The organism is Bradyrhizobium sp. SZCCHNR1098 (assembly GCF_032489375.1).
GTDB lineage: Bacteria > Pseudomonadota > Alphaproteobacteria > Rhizobiales > Xanthobacteraceae > Bradyrhizobium.
Genome location: NZ_JAUEXY010000008.1, coordinates 296,815 through 315,549, shown reverse-complemented (window position 1 = coordinate 315,549; position 18,735 = coordinate 296,815). Strand labels below are relative to the sequence as shown.

The following is an 18,735-nucleotide window of genomic DNA, read 5'->3' as shown; positions in this document are numbered from 1 at the left end:
GCGGTAAAATAGGGGTATGACAGCTCATTCCCCGATCCTGCCCGTGACCGCCGCCGACATCGATGCGGCAGCACGCGTCCTCGCGCCCGTGGCCGTGCGGACTCCGCTGCTGCCGGCTCCCGTGCTGAGCGAGCAGTTCAAGGCGAACGTCTTCGTGAAGCCGGAGGTGCTGCAGCGGACCGGCTCGTTCAAGTTCCGCGGCGCCTACAACAAACTGGCGTCGATCCCGCAGGCAGCGCGCGGCAACGGCGTCGTCGCCTTCTCCTCCGGCAATCATGCGCAGGGCGTCGCCCATGCCGCCACATTGCTGGGCATGGACGCCACGATCGTGATGCCCTCGGATGCGCCGGCGGCCAAGCGCGAGCGCACCAAGGCGTTCGGTGCCGAGGTCGTGCTCTATGATCGCGATCGCGAGGACCGCGAAGCGATCGCGCGCGGCATCGCTGCAAAGCGCGGCTCTACGGTAGTGCCGCCCTATGACGATCCCCACGTCATCGCAGGGCAGGGCACCGTCGGCCGCGAGATCGCCGAAGACCTCGCGGCGCTGGGCCTGTCGCCGGATCTGGTGATCGTCCCGGCTTCGGGCGGTGGTCTGCTTGCCGGCGTCTCGACCGCGGTGAAGGCGCATTTTCCGAGCACCCAGATGGTCGTGGCTGAGCCCAAGGGCTTTGATGACCATGCGCGCTCGCTGCGGGCCGGCCACCGCGAGGCCCATGATGCGAAGGGGCGCACCATCTGCGACGCGCTGATGGCGGCGATTCCGGGCGAGATCACCTTCGCGATCAACAGCCAACTTCTGTCGGCTGCGGTCGAGGCCTCGGATGAGGAGGTGGGCCGCGCGGTCGGCTTTGCCTTCCGGGAGCTGAAGCTCGTGGTCGAGCCCGGTGGTTCGGTCGGGCTGGCGGCACTGCTGGCCGGCCGGCTGGATGTGGCGGGCAAGACGGTGGTGATCGTTTTGTCCGGCGGCAATGTCGATGCTGAGCTCTACGCCAGGCTGATTGCGTGACGATCTAGCCTCAGTGAAAGCTGAGGCCGCCTTTTGCAGATCCCCCACCGCCGATCCGCAGTCCGGACTGCGCGACGTGCGGCGTGCCCCGCGTCGGGCCGCCCTGCATCCCTCCTTGGCCACGCGCCATCGACGGATGCGACGCGTTGATGTTCGGCTTGAACGGTCCGGAATTGCCGGGGAAGGGACGCCGGACCTCGCGGGTGTCGAATGGCCGCCCAGGACTGCGCTTCAGTGGGTCGCGCTGGATCTTCGCGGCGACAGGCGGATTTGCCGGCGGCATGATCCTGTCGCGCAACCTGGTCTGAGCGATAGGCTTGGGATCGACGACCTTGTTGGGACCCGCGTTGTTGATGGCATTGCCTTTCGTGACCACCGTTGGCGGCATCGGTCCGCGCGGCGGCACGGTGGTGACCGGCAGCTTCGGTTGCAGGCCTGGATGGCTCTGGATCTGGGCGCCGGGATTGAACGGCCGCGCGATCGGTGCCAGTTGCGGTGGCATGATGAGACGGCTCGGTTGCAGCACGGGGATGGGCCGAGGCTGTCCCTGCAGCCGCAGCGCGACCGGCGCATATGGGCTGTCGGCATAGGATTCACGGAAGCTCTGATAGGCGGCCGGCGAATTCGCCAGCACGGCCTGGTGCCACGCCGCGGCCTGCACGAGGCCGGCGAGCAGTGCGCGGATGCGGTCGGCGAGCGGATCGCGTGGGTACATCGCGATGAACTCGCGATAATATTGCGGACGGTTCTCCGACAGCACGTAGTCATAGGCCTGCCGCACGGAACGGCTCGGCAGGTCGGCGGCCATCTGCACCACGGGCGCGTTCACCGGCGCGCGCGCTGCGGCAACCAGGGATTCGCCGAAGAAGGTGAAATCACTGGTCAACGACGAGCTTTCCCACGGCGTCTGTCGACCATCGGTGCTCTGGTTCACCTGCAGGCGAATGCGCTTGAACAATTGCTCGATCGGCAGGTTCGGCTGCCGCGCCAGGTTCAGGAACGCCTGCGCGTACGGGCTGTGCTCGCCACGCCCGTCGAGCGCCTCCTCGCCAGGCGAGGTCGAATATCCGAGGATGGAGCCGTTCGGTGCGTCGACGATGGCAAGTCCGCGTCCGGCATCGTTGATGGCAGGGAAGGGATTGTTGCGGCAGGCGTCCAGCACGACGATCCGCATGCGGCTCGGGATGGCGTCGAGCGTTGCCATCAGGTCCACCAGACGGATCGTCCCCGTCGTCAGGTCGGAGGGCGCTGAGATACGGGCATCGATCGGGATCAGATAGTTCTCGCCCGCGAGCTGAACCCCGTGGCCGGCGTAGTAGACCATTGCCACGGTGTTCGGGCCGTTTGCTGCCACCCGGCTCGAAAAATCCTGGACGACCTTGAGCATCTCGTTCTGCGTCAGGTCGGTCGCCGTGATCACCTCGAAGCCGGCCGAGTTCAACAGCTTGGCAACAGCATGGGCGTCGTTGTCCGGGTTCTCCAGCGGTGGCGCGTTCTGATAGCTCGCATTGCCGATCACGAGTGCGACGCGTGGCTCGGCTTCTTGAGGGATCGCTGCGGGGGTGTTGCTCTCCTTTGCAGGTGAGGGAGCTGCCAGCGCGCGCGGTGGCGTGTGAAGGTCGTCGATCTCACTGCCGGCAGCGAACGCCGAGTTCGGGCCGATCCAGGCCATCAGGCCCAGCAGCGCGGACATGAGCAGGGATTTCCAGGCGGATGTTACAGCGCGAAATTTCGGAACGGACACGGCGTTCTCCTCGAGCATGCGCCAAGCGAATGGCTTGAGGATCAGGCTACGCAGATCACGCAGCAGCGTACGTGATCCGCGTCACCTATCGGTGCTCAGTGATCGAGGTTCGATAGGAGGTGGCCGAGACGCTCTCGCCCTACGAGAAGAATGCGATCTTCTCAGGCTGGGTCATGCGACGGATCGGCGCCAGCAAGTCATTGGCGGGCGCCTGTGGCCGCTGCAGAAGGCCGTTCGACAGGAGCGTCGATCCCAGCGACGGCTCGTAGGCAGGCCTGGGCATCGCGGATGCGCTGGTGCTGTGAGCCGCGGCGGCGGTCGGGCGGACCTGCTGGCTCGGCGCAACATCGGCCTGCGGGGCCGCCGCGGGAGATTGAGCTGCGACTGCAGCCGCCACGGCGGCCAGGGTCTCGATGGTGATCGCCTCCGGAAGCGGTGCCGATACAGGCACGCTGGGGACTGGCGCCGGGGCTGGAGGCGAGGCCATGCGCGGGGCCGCCGCGGGCGGGGCCGGCATCGGCGGGGCATACATTGGCGGGGCAGACATCGTGGGCGCAGCGGGAGCCGACGCCGCCGTGGCAACCGGGGCTTCTGCCGTGGTCAGCGCGAGATCCGGCTCCGACGGCGCCGGCTCGCTGAAGCTCGCGACGATGTCGTCGTCGACCGAGGTTGGCTCCTCAATGTCGAAGCCAAGCGTCCTGGCCCGGCTGAACTCCTCATCGTCGATCGGATCGGGGGCACCCATCTCCGCCGCGACCAATTCCAGGATGGCGTCGTCGTGGGCTTCTGCGGCGACGGCGTCATCCAGGGCTGCCGCGGCGTGCTGCTCGATTTCGAGAAGGGCTTCGTCCACCGATGGCTCGGTTGCGACCTTGGGGGGCTGCACCGCCGCCACAGCTTCGGCGTCGACCATCCTGGCTTCAACCGCTGCGGCCGCCATGATCACGGTGTCAGCGCCGGAGGATGTCTCGACCGATTCGATCGCGGCCACCGCTGCAACGAGCGGAATGGTCATCTCGGGCCCGGCTTGGGCCGCCTCCGTCTGTTCCGGCACGGGCAACGGCCCCGAAGCCACCTGCGGCTCAGCCGAGACCGTCGCCTCCGCAGCCGGACCCGATGCGACATCAGGTACTGGCGGGGTGGCGGACTCGGTCGCCGGCTTGATCTCGTCAGCCGCGGCCGGAACGCTTGCTTCCGCCGCGTCGAGCTCCTTCAGCCGCGTCTTGATGATCTCGAAGGCCGCAAGCAGTGCGACCTTGGGGTCGGCACTCGCAAGCTGGTCGCACGCGGCCTCGATCGATGTGACCTGTGAATCGATCAGGTCGCAGATCCGGGAATCGGCGCCGATCTCGCGCCAGCGCCAGGAAATTTCCTTGATGATTCGGATGCCCTTGCGCACCGGCGCCAGGTTCTGCTCAAGGGCCATGCTGTCGACCGCAGAGGCTGCGGCGAGTGCGGCGTCTTCGACCGTGGCGCGGATCGCGGCCAGCGCCTCGGGCAGCGCCTTGCTGTCGGCCTGCTCGAACTCCTGCTGCTGCTGACGCTGCGAGGCCAGCGCATGCTCGATGCGGGCCACGGCGTCGAGCACCATGCTGGTGTCGGCATTGCGGTTGCGTTTGGCGTATTCGCCGAGGAACCAGCGGCCTCGGGACGTCTCCATGAAGGCGTCGCGGATCGCCTCGTAATCGGCCTCGTTCGGCTGAGCCGCGCGGGCGGATATCGGCGAGAGGGCGAAGACTTCATCGACCATGGCAAACCTATCGCGCACATTGCTGCGCGTTGGCATAACGATCACCATGATATTGATCGAATCGCAATTGAATTGATGCCACTGTCCCGACAAATCTCCACCACATCGCCGGTATTGTCGCGCCGATTCGCGGACAGGTTGGGGCTGTTCTATGGCGCGGTGTTCATGCTGTCGGGGACGCATCTGCCGTTTTTCCCCGTGTGGCTACGGGCGATCGGGCTGGACGCCTCGTGGATCGGCGTGATCATCGCGGTTCCCGCCGTGACCCGCTTCACCGTTCTGCCGCTGATCACCGCGGTTGCCGAACGCCGGCAGGCCCTGCGCGCCGCGATGCGGCTGACCACCTTCGCAACGGCATCGGGCTTTGTGGTTCTCGCCTTCCAGCGCGAACCCTGGCTGGTATTCTTGGTCTATGTGGCAACCTGCTGTCTATGGACACCCGTTGTCCCGCTGACGGACGCTTATGCGCTCCGTGGCGTGATGAGCTATGGCCTGAACTACGGTCGCCTGCGGCTGTGGGGATCGGCCGCATTCATCGCCGGAACGCTGCTGTGCGGCGGGGTGGCCGACCTCGCGCCGTCGTCCGAGCTGATCTGGATCATCCTCTTGGTCGCGCTGTGCGGTGCGGCAAGCAGCCTGCTGCTGCAGGCGCTGCCGCCCCTGCCGCATGGCGCCGGCCTGGCCCGGGACGGGCGCAGTCTGCTGGGCCATCCGAGCTTCCTCTGCATCATCGCGGCTTCGGCGCTGATCCAGGCCAGCCATGCGGCCTACTACACGTTCTCCGCCATCGCGTGGAAGGCGCAGGGCTTCAGCGGGCTGACCATCGCTTGGCTCTGGACCATGGGCGTGCTGGCCGAGATCGTCGTGTTCGCCCTGTCACCACGCTTCACGTTGGCGCCCGCCAACCTGGTCATGATCGGTGCAGCGGCGGCCGTGCTGCGCTGGAGCCTCACGGCTCAGGAGCCGCATGCAGCCGGGCTCGCCGCGGTCCAGATCAGTCACGGCTTCACCTTCGGACTGACCCTGGTCGGAACCATGGGGCTGCTGGTCCGCCATGTGCCGGCGCAACTGACGGCGCGCGGGCAGGGCTATTATGCAGCTGCGAGCGGTGTGGTCGGCTCGGCGGCATCGGCCCTCTCGGGGCCGGTCTATGCGGCCTATGGACCCGGTGTCTACTACGTGATGGCCGCGATGGCCGGAGCGGGTGGCGTCCTGATGTGGATCGCGCACCGAAGCCTGTCGCTTCAGCCCCACAACGCCTGATCGGGCGGATAGACCAGGCTGTCCTCGTAGTGCAGGCCGTGCTCGCAATCCTCGGCGAGCAGCAGCGGTCCGTCCAGATCGACGAAACGGGCGAGCGGCGTCAGCAGCATGGCCGGTGCCATCGAGAGCGATGTCGCCACCATGCAGCCGACCATGATGTCGAAGCCGAGCGCGCGCGCGGCATCGGCCATGGCAAGCGCCTCGGTGAGCCCTCCGGTCTTGTCGAGCTTGATGTTGACGGCGTCGTAGCGTCCGCGCAGCGCTTCGAGCGAGTTGCGGTCGTGCACGCTCTCGTCGGCGCACACCGCGAGCGGGCGCGCGATGTTGGCGAGCGCTTCGTCGTTTCCTGCGGGAAGCGGCTGCTCGACCAGCGTGACGCCGGCGGCGGCGCAGGCCGCGAGATTGGACTCCAAATTCGCCTCGGTCCAGGCCTCGTTGGCATCGACGATCAGTTGTGATTGCGGAGCTGCCTCGCGCACGGCTGCAATCCGCGCCGGATCGCCGTCGCCGCCGAGCTTGATCTTGAGCAGCGGGCGGTGCGCGGCCTTGGCCGCAGCTTTGGTCATCACGTCGGGGGTCCCGAGCGAAATCGTGTAGGCGGTCACGCATGGTCCCGGCGCGCGGCGTCCGAGCAGGTCCCAGATGCGCCGGCCGCTCCGCTTGGCTTCAAGGTCGAGCAGCGCGCAGTCGAGCGCATTGCGCGCCGCCCCCGGTGGCATCGCCGTCTGCAGGGCGTTGCGGTCGAGACCAGAGGCGATCGCATCGCTCATCGCGAGCAGCGCGCTCAACGATGCCTCGGGGGTCTCGCCATAGCGCGCATAGGGCACGCATTCGCCGCGGCCGACGATCGTGCCGTGTCGCACTTCCGCGATCACCGTGACCGCTTCGGTCTTGGCGCCGCGGCTGATCGTGAAGCTGCCGGCGATCGGCCAGTGGCCGATCCGGGCGTCCAGTATTGGAAAACCGTTGGAAGTCATTTGAAAGTCTGGCGATTTGTGAACCGGAATGAGGCGCTTGGGGCTTGCGCGATCTGACCGACTATGGCTGTTGATAGTGGTCTCCGGCAAGGTGGTAGCGACGCGGTGGGATTTTTCTCGTCAAGGAGCGGACGTCCGACGCTCCGAGGATGGCCGTCGTGAAGGGCGGCCCTGATTTGCAGCGCAGTGGCGATGGCAACGCGCTGACGCTGCGCGCGACCGGCGCCTGGACTGCGCCCTTTGCGCCGTCGCTCGAACGGCTCGTCGCCGATGCCGAAAAGCTCGCCGGCAAGAAGGTCGATGTCTCGATCGACGTCTCCCAGGTGTCCAAGCTCGATACGTTCGGCGCCTGGCTGATCGAGCGGCTGCGCCGCAGCTTCACGACCGGAACCGTCGAGGTCCGGATCGATGGGCTCTCTGCGAACTACGCCAGCCTGGTCGATGAGGTTCGCCGCGTCAGCACCGCGCCCAATGGCGACGCGACGATGGTGACCATCACCGGCATGCTCGGCCAGATCGGCCTCAGTGTCGCCGGCATCTTCGGCACGGTCGCCGCGCTGATCGACATGCTCGGCGCCGTGATCGTCGCCAGCGGCCGGGTCCTCGTTCATCCCCGCAGCTTCCGGCTGACCTCGACCATCCATCATCTCGAGCAGGTGTGCTGGCGCGCGGTGCCGATCATCGTGCTGATCACCTTCCTGATCGGCTGCATCATCGCCCAGCAGGGCATCTTCCATTTCCGCAGGTTCGGCGCCGACATCTTCGTGGTCGACATGCTCGGCGTGCTGGTGCTGCGCGAGATCGGCGTGCTGCTTGTGGCGATCATGATCGCCGGACGCTCGGGCAGCGCCTACACGGCCGAGCTCGGCTCGATGAAGATGCGCGAGGAGATCGATGCGCTGCGCACCATGGGCTTCGATCCGATCGAGGTCCTGATCCTGCCGCGCATGCTCGCGCTGGTGATCGCGCTGCCGATCCTGGCCTTCCTCGGCGACATCGCCGCGCTCTATGGCGGCGGGCTGGTGGCGTGGTTCTATGGCGGCGTCGATCCCGAGGCCTTCCTGCTGCGCCTGCGCGATGCGATCTCGATCGATCATTTCACGGTCGGGCTGCTCAAGGCGCCGGTGATGGCGGCGGTGATCGGGATCGTCGCCTGCGTCGAAGGACTGGCCGTGCAGGGCAGCGCCGAGTCGCTCGGGCGCCACACCACCTCATCGGTGGTGAAGGGTATCTTCTTCGTCATCGTGATGGACGGCGTGTTCGCGATCTTCTTCGCCGCGGTCGGGATGTGACATGACGCAGGAGATGTCCGATCCGATCATCCGCGTGCGTGACGTCACCGTGCAGTTCGGCAAGACGCGCGTGCTCGACGGGCTCGACCTCGACGTCAAGCGCGGCGAGATCCTGGGCTTCGTCGGTCCCTCCGGTGCGGGCAAGTCGGTGCTGACGCGCACCATCATCGGCCTGGTGCCCAAGCTGTCGGGCAACATCGAGGTGTTCGGCGTCGATCTCGACGCCGCCGATCGTGCCGGCCGCCGCGCCGTCGAGCGGCGCTGGGGCGTGCTGTTCCAGCAGGGCGCCTTGTTCTCCTCGCTCACGGTGCGGCAGAACATCCAGTTCCCGGTCCGGGAATATCTCAAGGTCTCGCAGCGTCTGCTCGACGAGATCATGGTCGCCAAGCTGGTGATGGTCGGATTGCGGCCCGATGTTGCTGATCGTTTCCCGAGCGAGCTGTCGGGCGGCATGATCAAGCGCGTCGCGCTGGCCCGCGCGCTCGCGCTCGATCCGGAGCTGGTGTTCCTCGATGAGCCGACCTCGGGGCTCGACCCGATCGGCGCCGGCGATTTCGACGAGCTTGTCCGTACCCTGCAGCGCACTTTGGGACTGACCGTTTTCATGGTAACCCATGATCTCGACAGCCTGTATACGGCGTGCGACCGCATCGCCGTGCTGGGCAACGGCAAGATTATCGCTGCGGGATCGATGGCCGACATGCAGGCCTCGGAACATCCGTGGCTCCGGCAGTATTTCCACGGCAAGCGTGCACGGGCCGTGATGGGTTAGTGCGTAGCGCCCCTCGGGGCGATTATTTTTGTGAGCGGGAGTGGGGACTCCTGCGACATAGCTGATGGGGTGGGTGCCGCGGTCCGGCGCCAACCGAGAGCGCATGGGAGCGGCGGCTGGGATCTCCGCTGCGACGTGCCGGTACCGGAGTTGGTAATGGAAACGCGGGCGAATTACGTCCTGATCGGATCGTTCACGCTGGCAGTGATTGCCGCGGCGGTCGGGTTTGTCCTCTGGTTTCAGAGCCTGCACACGACCAAGCAGCGCAGCCCGCTGCGGGTCGTGTTCGAGGGGCCGGCCGCGGGTCTGCGCAACGGCGGCAGCGTCAACTTCAATGGTATCCGGGTCGGTGAGGTCATCTCGGTCAAGCTCGACAATCCGCGCCGCGTCGTGGCGCTGGCGATGGTCGAGAACAACGCGCCGATCCGCAAGGACACCTTGGTCGGGCTCGAGTTCCAGGGACTGACCGGCGTCGCCGCGATCTCGCTGAAGGGCGGCGAGGAGGCTGCGCCGCCGCCGCCGCTCGACGAGGATGGCGTGCCGGTGCTGCGTGCCGATCCGACCCGGCTGCAGGACGTGACCGAAGCGATCCGCGCCACCCTGCAGAACATCAACAAGGTGGTCGCCGACAACCAGGACGCCGTGAAGAACTCGATCAAGAACCTCGAGGTCTTCACCCAGTCGCTGGCCCGCAATTCCGAGCGCATCGATGGCGTCATGAGCCGTGTCGACGGCATCATGGGCAAGGCCGATACCCTGATGCTCGGTCTCAACACGCTGGCCGGCGGCAAGGATGGCGGCGAGCTGTTCCTGACGGTGAAATCGATCCGCGAGCTCGCCGAGGATCTGGACAAGCGCTCCGGCGCGCTGATGGCCGATGGACGGCGCACGCTGTCCGACATCAGCCGCGCCGTGAACAATTTCGATCGCAATCCGACCCGGGTCCTGTTCGGGGCCAGCAACGCTAGCCCGAGCAACGCCCAGGCCTCGCAGCCCGCGCCCGCACCGCCGGCGGCGACGGGGCGGCGGTGACGCGAGCGAGTTGCGAATAGGGAGTAGCGAATAGGGGCGCGCGGCAGCGGACTGCGCTCCATCGCTGTCGCTATCCACCGCTGCTGGCTGGCTACGGAGCACGTCGCACACCGTTGTGCCGGCGATGCGGGGCCCGCGGCCAAGGCCGAAAGCGCCTTCATTGCATCTCCAAACGCGAAGCGGAGGCCTCGTGGCCTCCGCTTGTTCTTCTTGTCGCAGCGCTGGTTCTACTGAACCCTTCGCTACTCGCTACTCGCTACTCGCTACTCGCTACTCGCTACTCGCTACTCGCCCATTCGCTCCCATCACGCCAGCCGGCCGGCGGCGTGGGCGAGCAGGGTGTAGACCAGCCCGGTCTCCGAGGTGAGCTGGGCGCGCAGCGCCTGCGGGTTGCGGTCGTCGCGGGCGACCTCGTCGAGCAGCCGTTCGAACTCGGTGATGTAGCGGTCCACCGTCTGCTTGAAGGTGCGGTCGGCGCGGTACTTGCGGGCGACCTCGTCGAACGCCTTCTGGCCGGCCGGGGTGTAGAGACGCTTGGAGAACGCCTTGGTCTCGCCGCGCTGGTAACGGTCCCACATCTCGGCCGCGAGATTGCGGTCCATCAGCCGTGCAATGTCGAGCGACAGCGACTCCAGCGGATTGCCCGGCTGCTGCTGGGCCGGTCCGCGGCCGCGCGGCGCAGTCTGGCCGGCGGTGCTGTTGTCGGCCCGGTTGAGCAGGTCGGACAGCCAGTTGTCGCTGCGCTGATCGGCGACCGGACCCATCGGCGGCGCCTCGACCCGGCGTGGCTGCGGCGGCGGGGCCGGCGGCTGCATGCCGAGATCCGGCGGCGGCAGGTTGGCGACGCTGGTCGCAGCCGGCTCGCGCAGGCGCATGTCCGGCCGGCCGCCGACGGCTGCGGCGACGATCGGCTCTTCCTGACGGATCACGGCTGCGGGCGCGGCGACCGCGGCGGGACGCGACGCGCTGACCACGTCGAGACCGCGGCCGTGATGCGCGACGATCCGGTTGAGCTCGGCCAGCGCCTCGATCTGGTCGACGATGACCTTGCGCATCTGCGCCGTGCTCTCGGCGGCCTCCTGCGGCATCTCCAGCACGCCGCGGCGCAGCTCGTTGCGCGTCGCTTCGAGCTCGCGATGCATCTCGGCGGTCATCTGCTTCATGCTCGACACCAGCGTGGCGAACTTCTCCGCCGACTGCTTGAACATCGCATCGGCTTCCTGCGTGCTCTGCTGGTAGATCTCCTGCATCTGCGACGTGGTGAGGCGGCGTTCCTCCTCGGCGTTGGCGCGGATGGCTTCGAACTGCCGGCTGAGCGCGGTCGAGCCGGCCCCCGCCGTTTCCGCCACGACCCGGGCGATGTCGCGGGCGCGCTCCTCGGCGGCCGCCAAGGACTCGTCGAGCAGGGTGGTGAAGCGCGTCAGACGCTGGTCGAGATCGGCGGTGCGCAGATCGATGGTGGTGACCAGCGATTCCAGCGTCGTCTTGCGATCCGAGATCGAGACGGTCGCATCGCGGTTGCTCTGCTCGACAATGGCCGCCGCCTCGATCAGCGCCTTGCCATGCGCGTCGAATTGGCCGGACAGCGAGTTGAGATCCTCCAGCGCCCGCGACGTCTTGGAGTTGAACACGTTGAGCTGGTCCTCGAGCGTCTGCGTCGCGGTGCCGTTGCGTGCGGTGACGTCGTTCATCGCTGTGACGAAGTCGGCCACCCGGGTGACCAGCGCCCGCTCCAGCGAATTGAGGTTGTCGTGGGCGCCGGTCAGGACCTCCTGCAGCAGGATGTTGCCCTCGCGCAGACGTTCGAACAGGGCGACCGTGTCGGTGCGCAGGATCTTGCTCGTCTCCTGCATCTCGGTGACCGCAGCCACCGAGACCTGGCGCGACTGCTCGATCGCCGCGCGCGAGGCCTGCTCCAGCTCCTTGAGCGACTTGGTGATCGCAGTGGTCGCGAGCTCGCCCGCGGAGGTGATGGTGCGGGCGACCTCGGAGCCGTTGCCATTGACGCTCTGGGCGAAGTTCTGGCCGCGGACCTCGATCGCCTTCAGCGCATCGGTGGTGACGCGATCGATCTCGATCGTGAGCTGGTTGGTCTTCGAGTTCAGCGTCTCGACCAGCGTGCCGCGCTTGCCGTCGAGCATCTGCGACAGTCGCTCGCTCTGCTGCTGCACATAGGTGACGATCTCGTCGGTCTTGCCGGTCATGGCCGAGCCGAACGAGTTGCCGGCGGCAAGCACCGAGCGCTCGATCTCGGTCGAGGTCGATTTGACCCGCGTGGAGACCTCGTTGGAGGCGGCGACGAGTGCGCTCTGCGCATTGAGCGCGCTGCTCTGGATCGCATCGGTGGTGTTCGCCGCGACCGAATTGATGACGCGCTCGATCTCCGACGACATCGCCTTGAGCTGGCCCGCGGTGTCGGTGGAGGTGGCCGTCAGCAGGTTCTGTGCCTCGCGCGCGCCGCCGACGATCACCGCGACCGTCTCGGTCGTGGTCGTCGTCAGCACCACCTGGGCTTCGCGTGCGCTGCCGACCAGGGTGGCCGCGGTGTCGGCCGACGTGGCGGTCAGCGACATCTGCGCCTGGCGCGCGCTGTTGAGGATCGAGGCCGCGGTATCGGCGCCGACCGACGACAGCGTCCGCTCGACGTCGACGGCCAGCGACTTGACGTGCTCGGTTGCTTCCGTCGAGGCGGTGACGAGCTTCGTCTGGACGTCGCGGGCGCTGTCGACGATTGCCGCAGCCGTGCTGGTTCCGACCGCGGCGAGCGTACGCTCGACGTCGGCTGCCAGCGACTTGACGTGATTGGCCGCTTCGGACGACGCGCTGATCAGCGTGGTCTGCGCTTCCCGGGCGCCGCCGGTGATCGCTTCCGCGGTCGTGGTTCCTGCGATCGACAGCGAGCGCTGGACGTCGACGGTCAGCGCCTTGACCTGTTCGGCCGCTTCGCTCGATGCCGCGAGCAGGGCATGCTGGGCGTCGCGAGCGCCCGCCGTGATGGCTTCGGCGGTTTCCGTCCCGGCACTGGTCAGCGAGCGCTGCACGTCGGCTGCGAGCGACTTCACGTGCTCGGCCGCGTTGGAGGAGGCGGACACCAGCGTGTTCTGGACCTCGCGTGCACCGGCGAGGATCGAGGCTGCCGTGGCCGAGCCGGCGGCCGTCAGCGCCTGCTCGACGTCGACGGCGAGCGACTTGACGTGGGTGGCGGCATCGGAGGAGGCGGACACCAGCGTGTTCTGGGCCTCGCGCGCACCGGCGAGGATCGAGGCTGCGGTGGTCGAGCCTGCCGCCGTGAGCGTGCGCTCGACGTCGGCCGACAGCGACTTGATCTGGTCGGCGGTCTCGCCGGAGGCCGCGACCAGCGTGGCCTGGGCCTCGCGCGCACTGGTCAGGACGGCCTCGGCCGCGCCGCTGCCCGCGTTCGACAGGGCGCGCTCGACCTCGGCGGACGTGTTCTTCAACTGCGAGCCGACGTCGGTCGAGACGTTGAGCAGCGCCTGCTGTGCCGAGCGGGCCCCGGTCTGGATGGTCTCGCTGGTGTTGACCACGAGATTGGTCAGCGCCCGCTCCGCGTCTTCCACGTGCGACTTGATGCTGGCGGACAGCAGCTCGGCGCGGGTCATCAGCTCGTCGCTCGCCTGACGGCCGCTGCTCTCGATGCGGCCGGCCACGGCCTCGACGCGCGAGCCGAGCAGGTCTTCGAACTGCGAGACGCGCTGGTCGATGTCCTTGGCGATCGAGCCGACGCGGGTCTCGATGCCCTGATGGATGTCCTGGAAGCGCGCGGTGACGGCTTCGGTCAGCTCGTAGCTGCGGCCGTCGATGATGTTCGACAGGCTGTGGATGCGCTGATCGATCGCTTCGAGCGCCTTGTCGGTGCCGTCGGTCAGCGAGGAGGTCAGAATGTTGAGGCGGGAATCGATCGACTGGATCGCCTGGGCCGAGCCATCGGTCAGCGAGGAGGTCAGCACGGTCAGCCGCGAGTCGATCGCGTGCAGCACCTGGGCAGCGCCGTCGGTCAGCGAGTTGGACAGAGTGCCGAGGCGGCCTTCGATCGTCGAAGTGACCGAGGTCGCGCGGTTGTCGAAGTTCTCCTCGAGCGACTTGAGGCGGCCCTCGACGCTGTCGTCGAAGGTCTTGATCTTCGCATCGAGCGAGGTGTCGAGGGTGGTGATGCGGGCCTGCAGATTGGTCTCGAACTGGTTCAGCCGCTGATCCAGCGTCGCCGTGATCTCACCGCTGTTGGACGACAGCCGCGTATCGAACGTATCGACATAGGACTTGAGATTGTCGGAGATTTCCTGGGTCCGCTGGCCCATGCGCTCGACGATCTCGCCGCCATAGGTCTTCACCGTGCGGTCGAACTCGGTGATGTGCCGGGTGATCAGCGCGCCCAGCGTCGAGCTGTCGCGTGCGAAGCGCTCGGCGAGCTCGGTGCCCTGGTTCTTCACCAGCTCGTCGAAGGCACTGATCTGGATCGACAGCGTGTCGTGGGTGCTCTCGGTCTGGCTGACGACCTTGGCGACCAGCGAATTGACGGTCGCATCGAGCGACTCGCTCGCCTTCTCGCCTGACGTGACGATGTGGCCGGACATGCGCTGGCTCGCCTCGTCGATCTTGGTCACGAGATCGCCGCTGCGCAGCTCGAGCTCCAGCAGGAGGGACTCGCCGGACGCCTTGAGCTGGTCGTGAACCTGCTCGGTTCGCACCGAGATGCCGTCGACGATGGCCGCCGTGCGCTGCTCGAACTCGCTGGTGATGCGGTCGATGCGCTCGTTCAGCATCTCGTGGACGCGGTCCGACAGGTCGGCGAACTCGTCGTGGACGTGGCCGGTCTTGAAATTGAGGCTGGTGGTGAGCCGCTCCGAGGCGTCGAGCACGGCGCGGGTGGTCTCGGCGCTGGCCTCTTCGAGCCGGTCGAGCAGATCGCCGCCGCGCTCGCCGAGCGCGAGGATCATGTTGTCGCCGGCGTTGCCGAGCGCGGCCGTGATGTGGGCGCCGCGCTCTTCCAGCGCGCCGGTGATGCTCTTGGCGACCTCGTCGACCCGCGAGGCGATCGCGTCCGAGATCAGCGCGATGTCGTGGCGAAGGTCGATCTGTACGCCCGAGATGGCGCTGCGGACCTGCTCGGCCTGGCCGACGAGGTTATCGCGCTGATGGGCGATGTCCTGCAGCAGGGCGCGGATGCGGACCTCGTTGTCGCTGTAGGCGCGCTCAAGGGCTGCAACCTCGTTGGCGACCAGCATCTCGAGCTCGCCTGCGCGCGCGATCGCGCGCTCGACTCCGTCGCCCATCGCCGCGACCTCGCGGCGGATGGCCTGGCCGACGGTCACGATGGAATCGCTGACGGCGCCTTCCGGCTCGGAGAAGCGGATCGCGACCTGCGCCATCGACTGCGCGATCATGCGCAGCTCCTGGCCGCGCCAGGCGAGACTGGCCAGGAAGTAGAACAGCAGAACCGGTGCGAAGAACACCGCGGCGAGACCGGCGAGCACCAGCACGCCGCCGCTCTGGCCGATCAGGGCCTGCAAAGCGGGCAGGAAACCGATGGTCAGCAGGACGCAGCCGACGATCCAGATGCCTGCAAAGGCGGTTGCCAGCGTGTAGACGCCGCGTGACGGGCGGCCCTTCTGGATCGCCTGCAGCAACTGGCCGATGGTCTCGCGGTCGTCATTGGCCGGGCGGCGCGCGGCGAGCGGCGGCGGCTCGATCTCGTCAAGGCTGCTGCGGTCGATGCCCGGACGCGAGTCGAACGAATCCAGACTGGACACGCCGTTCGGCATGACGGGCGGGGCCCCCTCGGCGTGGACCGAGCTCTGCGAGTCCGTGGGCGCGGACGAATCGCTGATGTTCAAAGCCTCCTGAATGGCGGACAGCGCAACTTCAGTCGGGTCTTTGACCTTTTTCGGAGTGTTCGCCATGTTGAGTCCGAGCCCTCGTCTTAATTTCGATCCGGCGAGCCGCGTACGAGTGCCCTCTCGCAACGCTCGAACCGGACGTCATCCCTCGCAGGCACCAGGGGTGGCAAATTCCGCCAGGTGACCCACTCCATCCGGGCATCATCCTATTGGCAGTGCCTGTTGAAAGAAATGGCCGTGGTTAAGAGATTCTTAATCATCGTTAACAGCACCCGCCGTTAACACTTTAGAAGTTCTGCGAATTCCCGTTTCTGCCGCGATTGGGGCAGAGCCGGGCCCAAATCGCGGCAAACCCGCGGCAATTGGGCCGGTAACAATGCATTAACCATTGTCGTGCTTGACTTACCACAGGCGCGCGCGGCGCGCCCGCCGGACCGGATTGCCGCCATGATTCCCGACCTTTCACGGATCGAATGGATGCCCTCGCCTCCGCTGGTTCCCGACGACGGGCCGATCAGCCTGGACCTGCTGCGGCGGATGACCCTCGGCGACAGCGCGCTCGAGCGCGAGGTGCTCGCCATGTTTGCGGACCAGGCTGTCCGCCTGCTGGAGCGGTTGCAGGTGATGCCCGAGGATGCGGCCACCGTCGCCCACACGCTGAAGGGCTCGGCCCGCGCCGTCGGCGCGCTCGATGTCGCCGACGCGGCGGAAGGGCTCGAAGCGGCGCTGCGGGCGGGCGACCCGGCCGATGCGCTGGCCTGGCTGGGCACGGCGATCGCGCAGGCCCGCGCGGCGATTTCGGAGATGCTCGGCGCGGCCTGAGCGGCCGGCGGCAGCACTAGCGCGGAGCGGAGCGGTCCGTTATAGGACAGCCCGACCTCATTCCCTGCGCAGCACGAGCACACATGGCCAAGATCACCTTTGTCGACCATACCGGCGAATCCAGAACCGTTGAGATCGAGAACGGCGCGACCGTGATGGAAGCGGCGATCCGCAACGCCATTCCCGGCATCGAGGCCGAATGTGGCGGCGCCTGCGCCTGCGCGACCTGCCATGTCTATGTCGACGAAGCCTGGCGCGAGAAGGTCGGCCCGCCGACCCCGATGGAAGAGGACATGCTCGATTTCGGCTACGATGTCCGGCCGAATTCCCGTCTCTCCTGCCAGATCAAGGTCTCCGACGAGCTCGACGGCCTCGTCGTCTCCACCCCCGAGCGTCAGGCCTGACCGTTCGCCTCGCGTCCTCATCGCCGCGCCCCCGGTGATCGCCGCCAGGCCTATGCCGGCAGCGCGATCGTCACGCCGCGGCGGACCCACGGCTGGAGCGCAGCAATGAGCTTCGGCGTCAGCGGCGCCGGCTTGCGCGTCGCCTCGTCGATCAGAACCATGACCGCGGTGGCAGATGCCACGCAGCGCCCGTCCGAGAACACGACCTGCTCGCAGGTCACCGACGTGCGCCCCAGCCTCACGACCCCCAGTCCGAGCTCGATCATGCCCGGCCAGCGCAGCTCGGCCCGGAAATGCATGTCGAGCCGCACCATGATCCAGGCCAGCCCCTCCTGTCCGAGGCCATGGCGCGGGTCCTTCATCAAGGTCACCCGGCCGGTCTCGAAATAGGTCGCATAGACCGCGTTGTTGACGTGCTGGTTGGGATCGAGGTCGCCGAAGCGGACATTGTCCGTCAGCCGATAGGGAAAGTCCTCCAGGCGTGGCGCGTGGTCGCGGCGGGCCGTCTCTGTCACCGATTGATCTCCATCATTCATGTCCCCTTCAAACCCGGCTAAGCCCGCCGCTGCAAGCCGCGCGCGAGCGAGGGGCGGCTTTTGTGCCTTCCCTGCGACCACCCCGTTGGCTACAAATTCGGAACCGCCATCTGCCGCCATCCGTCGAGCGGCGCCTCCAACGAGAAGAGCGACATGAGCGAAGCGATCAAGACCGATGTGCTGATCATTGGCGCGGGCCCTTGCGGACTGTTTGCCGTTTTTGAACTGGGGCTGCTCGACATCAAGGCGCATCTGATCGACATCCTCGATAAGGTCGGCGGCCAATGCGCCGAGCTGTATCCGGAGAAGCCGATCTACGACATTCCCGGCGTGCCGATGGTGACGGGGCAGGGCCTCACTGAGCAGCTGATGGAGCAGATCAAGCCGTTCAGCCCGACCTTCCATCTCGGCGAGATGGTCGAGAAGGTCGAGAAGATCGGCGATCCCGGTTTTCGCGTCACCACCGACGCCGGCAAGGTGTTCGAGTGCAAGGTCGTGGTGATCGCGGCCGGCGGCGGCTCGTTCCAGCCGAAGCGTCCGCCGGTGCCGGGCATCGAGGCATACGAAGGCACCTCGGTGTTTTATGCCGTGCGCAAGATGGAGCAGTTCCGCGACAAGAATGTCGTCATCGTCGGCGGCGGCGATTCCGCGCTCGACTGGACTCTCAATCTGCATCCCCTCGCCAAGCGCATCACGCTGGTGCATCGGCGCGACGATTTCCGCGCGGCGCCGCACAGCGTCGAGCAGATGCGCGCGCTCGTGGCGAGCGGCAAGATGGATCTGCGCATCGGTCAGGTGACGGCGCTCGAAGGTGCGAACGGTCAGCTTTCCGCGGCCACCATCAAGGGCAACGACAATGCGGTCGAGACCGTGCCGTGCGAGATGATGCTGCCGTTCTTCGGCCTGACGATGAAGCTCGGCCCCGTTGCCGAGTGGGGCATCGCGCTCGAGCACAATCTCATTCCGGTCGAGACCTCGGCGTTCGAGACCTCGGTGCCCGGCATCTTCGCGATCGGCGACGTCAATACCTATCCCGGCAAGATCAAGCTGATCCTGTGCGGCTTCCACGAGGGCGCGCTGATGGCGCAGAAGGCGCACCGCTACGTGTATCCGGAGAAGCGGCTGGTGTTCCAGTACACGACGTCGTCGTCGAGCCTGCAGAAGAAGCTCGGCGTCAACTAATTGCTCGGAAGCGTGGAACCCGGCGCCGCCGGACCAACTCAAATGTGAAGAAATGTTTCCTGCGCGTGCCGGTTTCACCGGCGCGCCAGACCTGTTATGG

General features: G+C 67.0%; 13 protein-coding genes. 8 read left to right on the top strand and 5 right to left on the bottom strand.

Annotation, left to right across the window (positions count from 1 at the left end):
• Nucleotides 1-16 precede the first annotated feature (16 nt).
• On the top strand, nucleotides 17-1,006 hold the full coding sequence (locus tag QX135_RS19285; RefSeq protein ID WP_316179084.1) for a threonine/serine dehydratase: 990 nt from the start codon (nucleotides 17-19) through the stop codon (nucleotides 1,004-1,006).
• 10 nt (nucleotides 1,007-1,016) lie between these two features.
• On the opposite strand, the gene QX135_RS19280 is transcribed toward QX135_RS19285, so the two are convergent.
• Entirely contained in the window at nucleotides 1,017-2,750 is a 1,734-nt protein-coding gene (locus QX135_RS19280) for a caspase family protein (RefSeq protein ID WP_410052035.1), read from the bottom strand.
• A gap of 139 nt (nucleotides 2,751-2,889) precedes the next feature.
• Nucleotides 2,890-4,500, bottom strand: coding sequence for a hypothetical protein (locus tag QX135_RS19275; protein WP_316179088.1), 1,611 nt, complete (start codon nucleotides 4,498-4,500; stop codon nucleotides 2,890-2,892).
• A 75-nt stretch (nucleotides 4,501-4,575) separates the two neighbouring features.
• Here QX135_RS19275 and QX135_RS19270 point away from each other — a divergent pair, with 75 nt between their 5' ends.
• On the top strand, nucleotides 4,576-5,763 hold the full coding sequence (locus tag QX135_RS19270) for an MFS transporter (protein ID WP_315777173.1): 1,188 nt from the start codon (nucleotides 4,576-4,578) through the stop codon (nucleotides 5,761-5,763).
• Here the strand turns inward: QX135_RS19270 and dgcA are convergent.
• Nucleotides 5,745-6,740 (bottom strand): N-acetyl-D-Glu racemase DgcA, encoded by a 996-nt coding sequence (gene dgcA / locus QX135_RS19265; protein WP_316179090.1) that lies wholly within the window; start codon nucleotides 6,738-6,740, stop codon nucleotides 5,745-5,747. The two genes, QX135_RS19270 and dgcA, sit on opposite strands and share 19 nt — an antisense overlap.
• 158 nt (nucleotides 6,741-6,898) lie before the next feature.
• Here dgcA and QX135_RS19260 point away from each other — a divergent pair, with 158 nt between their 5' ends.
• From QX135_RS19260 to QX135_RS19250, 3 genes are all read left to right on the top strand, one after another.
• Nucleotides 6,899-8,032, top strand: coding sequence for an ABC transporter permease (locus QX135_RS19260; protein ID WP_315798883.1), 1,134 nt, complete (start codon nucleotides 6,899-6,901; stop codon nucleotides 8,030-8,032).
• A gap of 1 nt (nucleotide 8,033) precedes the next feature.
• Nucleotides 8,034-8,804 carry an ABC transporter ATP-binding protein gene (locus QX135_RS19255; protein WP_315738822.1) on the top strand — a complete coding sequence of 257 codons (771 nt, stop codon included), beginning with the start codon at nucleotides 8,034-8,036 and terminating at the stop codon, nucleotides 8,802-8,804.
• 156 nt (nucleotides 8,805-8,960) lie between these two features.
• Nucleotides 8,961-9,836 carry an MlaD family protein gene (locus tag QX135_RS19250; RefSeq protein ID WP_315738821.1) on the top strand — a complete coding sequence of 292 codons (876 nt, stop codon included), beginning with the start codon at nucleotides 8,961-8,963 and terminating at the stop codon, nucleotides 9,834-9,836.
• A gap of 305 nt (nucleotides 9,837-10,141) precedes the next feature.
• Here QX135_RS19250 and QX135_RS19245 read toward each other — a convergent pair whose 3' ends face one another.
• Complete coding sequence (locus QX135_RS19245; protein WP_316234216.1) at nucleotides 10,142-15,754, bottom strand: methyl-accepting chemotaxis protein; 5,613 nt, start codon at nucleotides 15,752-15,754, stop codon at nucleotides 10,142-10,144.
• A 384-nt stretch (nucleotides 15,755-16,138) separates the two neighbouring features.
• On the opposite strand from QX135_RS19245, the gene QX135_RS19240 reads away from it, so the two are divergent.
• Nucleotides 16,139-16,513: an Hpt domain-containing protein gene (locus QX135_RS19240; RefSeq protein ID WP_315774086.1), complete on the top strand. Its 375-nt coding sequence runs from the start codon at nucleotides 16,139-16,141 to the stop codon at nucleotides 16,511-16,513.
• A gap of 83 nt (nucleotides 16,514-16,596) precedes the next feature.
• Nucleotides 16,597-16,917 (top strand): 2Fe-2S iron-sulfur cluster-binding protein, encoded by a 321-nt coding sequence (locus QX135_RS19235; protein WP_315707114.1) that lies wholly within the window; start codon nucleotides 16,597-16,599, stop codon nucleotides 16,915-16,917.
• Nucleotides 16,918-16,967: 50 nt separating this feature from the next.
• Here QX135_RS19235 and QX135_RS19230 read toward each other — a convergent pair whose 3' ends face one another.
• Nucleotides 16,968-17,432 (bottom strand): thioesterase family protein, encoded by a 465-nt coding sequence (locus QX135_RS19230; protein ID WP_315738818.1) that lies wholly within the window; start codon nucleotides 17,430-17,432, stop codon nucleotides 16,968-16,970.
• Between the two features lie 174 nt (nucleotides 17,433-17,606).
• Here QX135_RS19230 and QX135_RS19225 point away from each other — a divergent pair, with 174 nt between their 5' ends.
• Nucleotides 17,607-18,635 carry an NAD(P)/FAD-dependent oxidoreductase gene (locus QX135_RS19225; protein WP_316234215.1) on the top strand — a complete coding sequence of 343 codons (1,029 nt, stop codon included), beginning with the start codon at nucleotides 17,607-17,609 and terminating at the stop codon, nucleotides 18,633-18,635.
• Nucleotides 18,636-18,735 lie beyond the last annotated feature (100 nt).

Excerpts from the sequence above, each read along its gene's own strand:
- QX135_RS19285 (WP_316179084.1), top strand. The coding sequence starts at position 17 with ATGACAGCTCATTCCCCGATCCTGCCCGTGACCGCCGCCGACATCGAT.
- QX135_RS19275 (WP_316179088.1), bottom strand. The coding sequence starts at position 4,500 with ATGGTCGATGAAGTCTTCGCCCTCTCGCCGATATCCGCCCGCGCGGCT.
- QX135_RS19270 (WP_315777173.1), top strand. The coding sequence starts at position 4,576 with ATGCCACTGTCCCGACAAATCTCCACCACATCGCCGGTATTGTCGCGC.
- dgcA (WP_316179090.1), bottom strand. The coding sequence starts at position 6,740 with ATGACTTCCAACGGTTTTCCAATACTGGACGCCCGGATCGGCCACTGG.
- QX135_RS19255 (WP_315738822.1), top strand. The coding sequence starts at position 8,034 with ATGACGCAGGAGATGTCCGATCCGATCATCCGCGTGCGTGACGTCACC.
- QX135_RS19250 (WP_315738821.1), top strand. The coding sequence starts at position 8,961 with ATGGAAACGCGGGCGAATTACGTCCTGATCGGATCGTTCACGCTGGCA.
- QX135_RS19245 (WP_316234216.1), bottom strand. The coding sequence starts at position 15,754 with ATGGCGAACACTCCGAAAAAGGTCAAAGACCCGACTGAAGTTGCGCTG.
- QX135_RS19240 (WP_315774086.1), top strand. The coding sequence starts at position 16,139 with ATGATTCCCGACCTTTCACGGATCGAATGGATGCCCTCGCCTCCGCTG.
- QX135_RS19235 (WP_315707114.1), top strand. The coding sequence starts at position 16,597 with ATGGCCAAGATCACCTTTGTCGACCATACCGGCGAATCCAGAACCGTT.
- QX135_RS19225 (WP_316234215.1), top strand. The coding sequence starts at position 17,607 with ATGAGCGAAGCGATCAAGACCGATGTGCTGATCATTGGCGCGGGCCCT.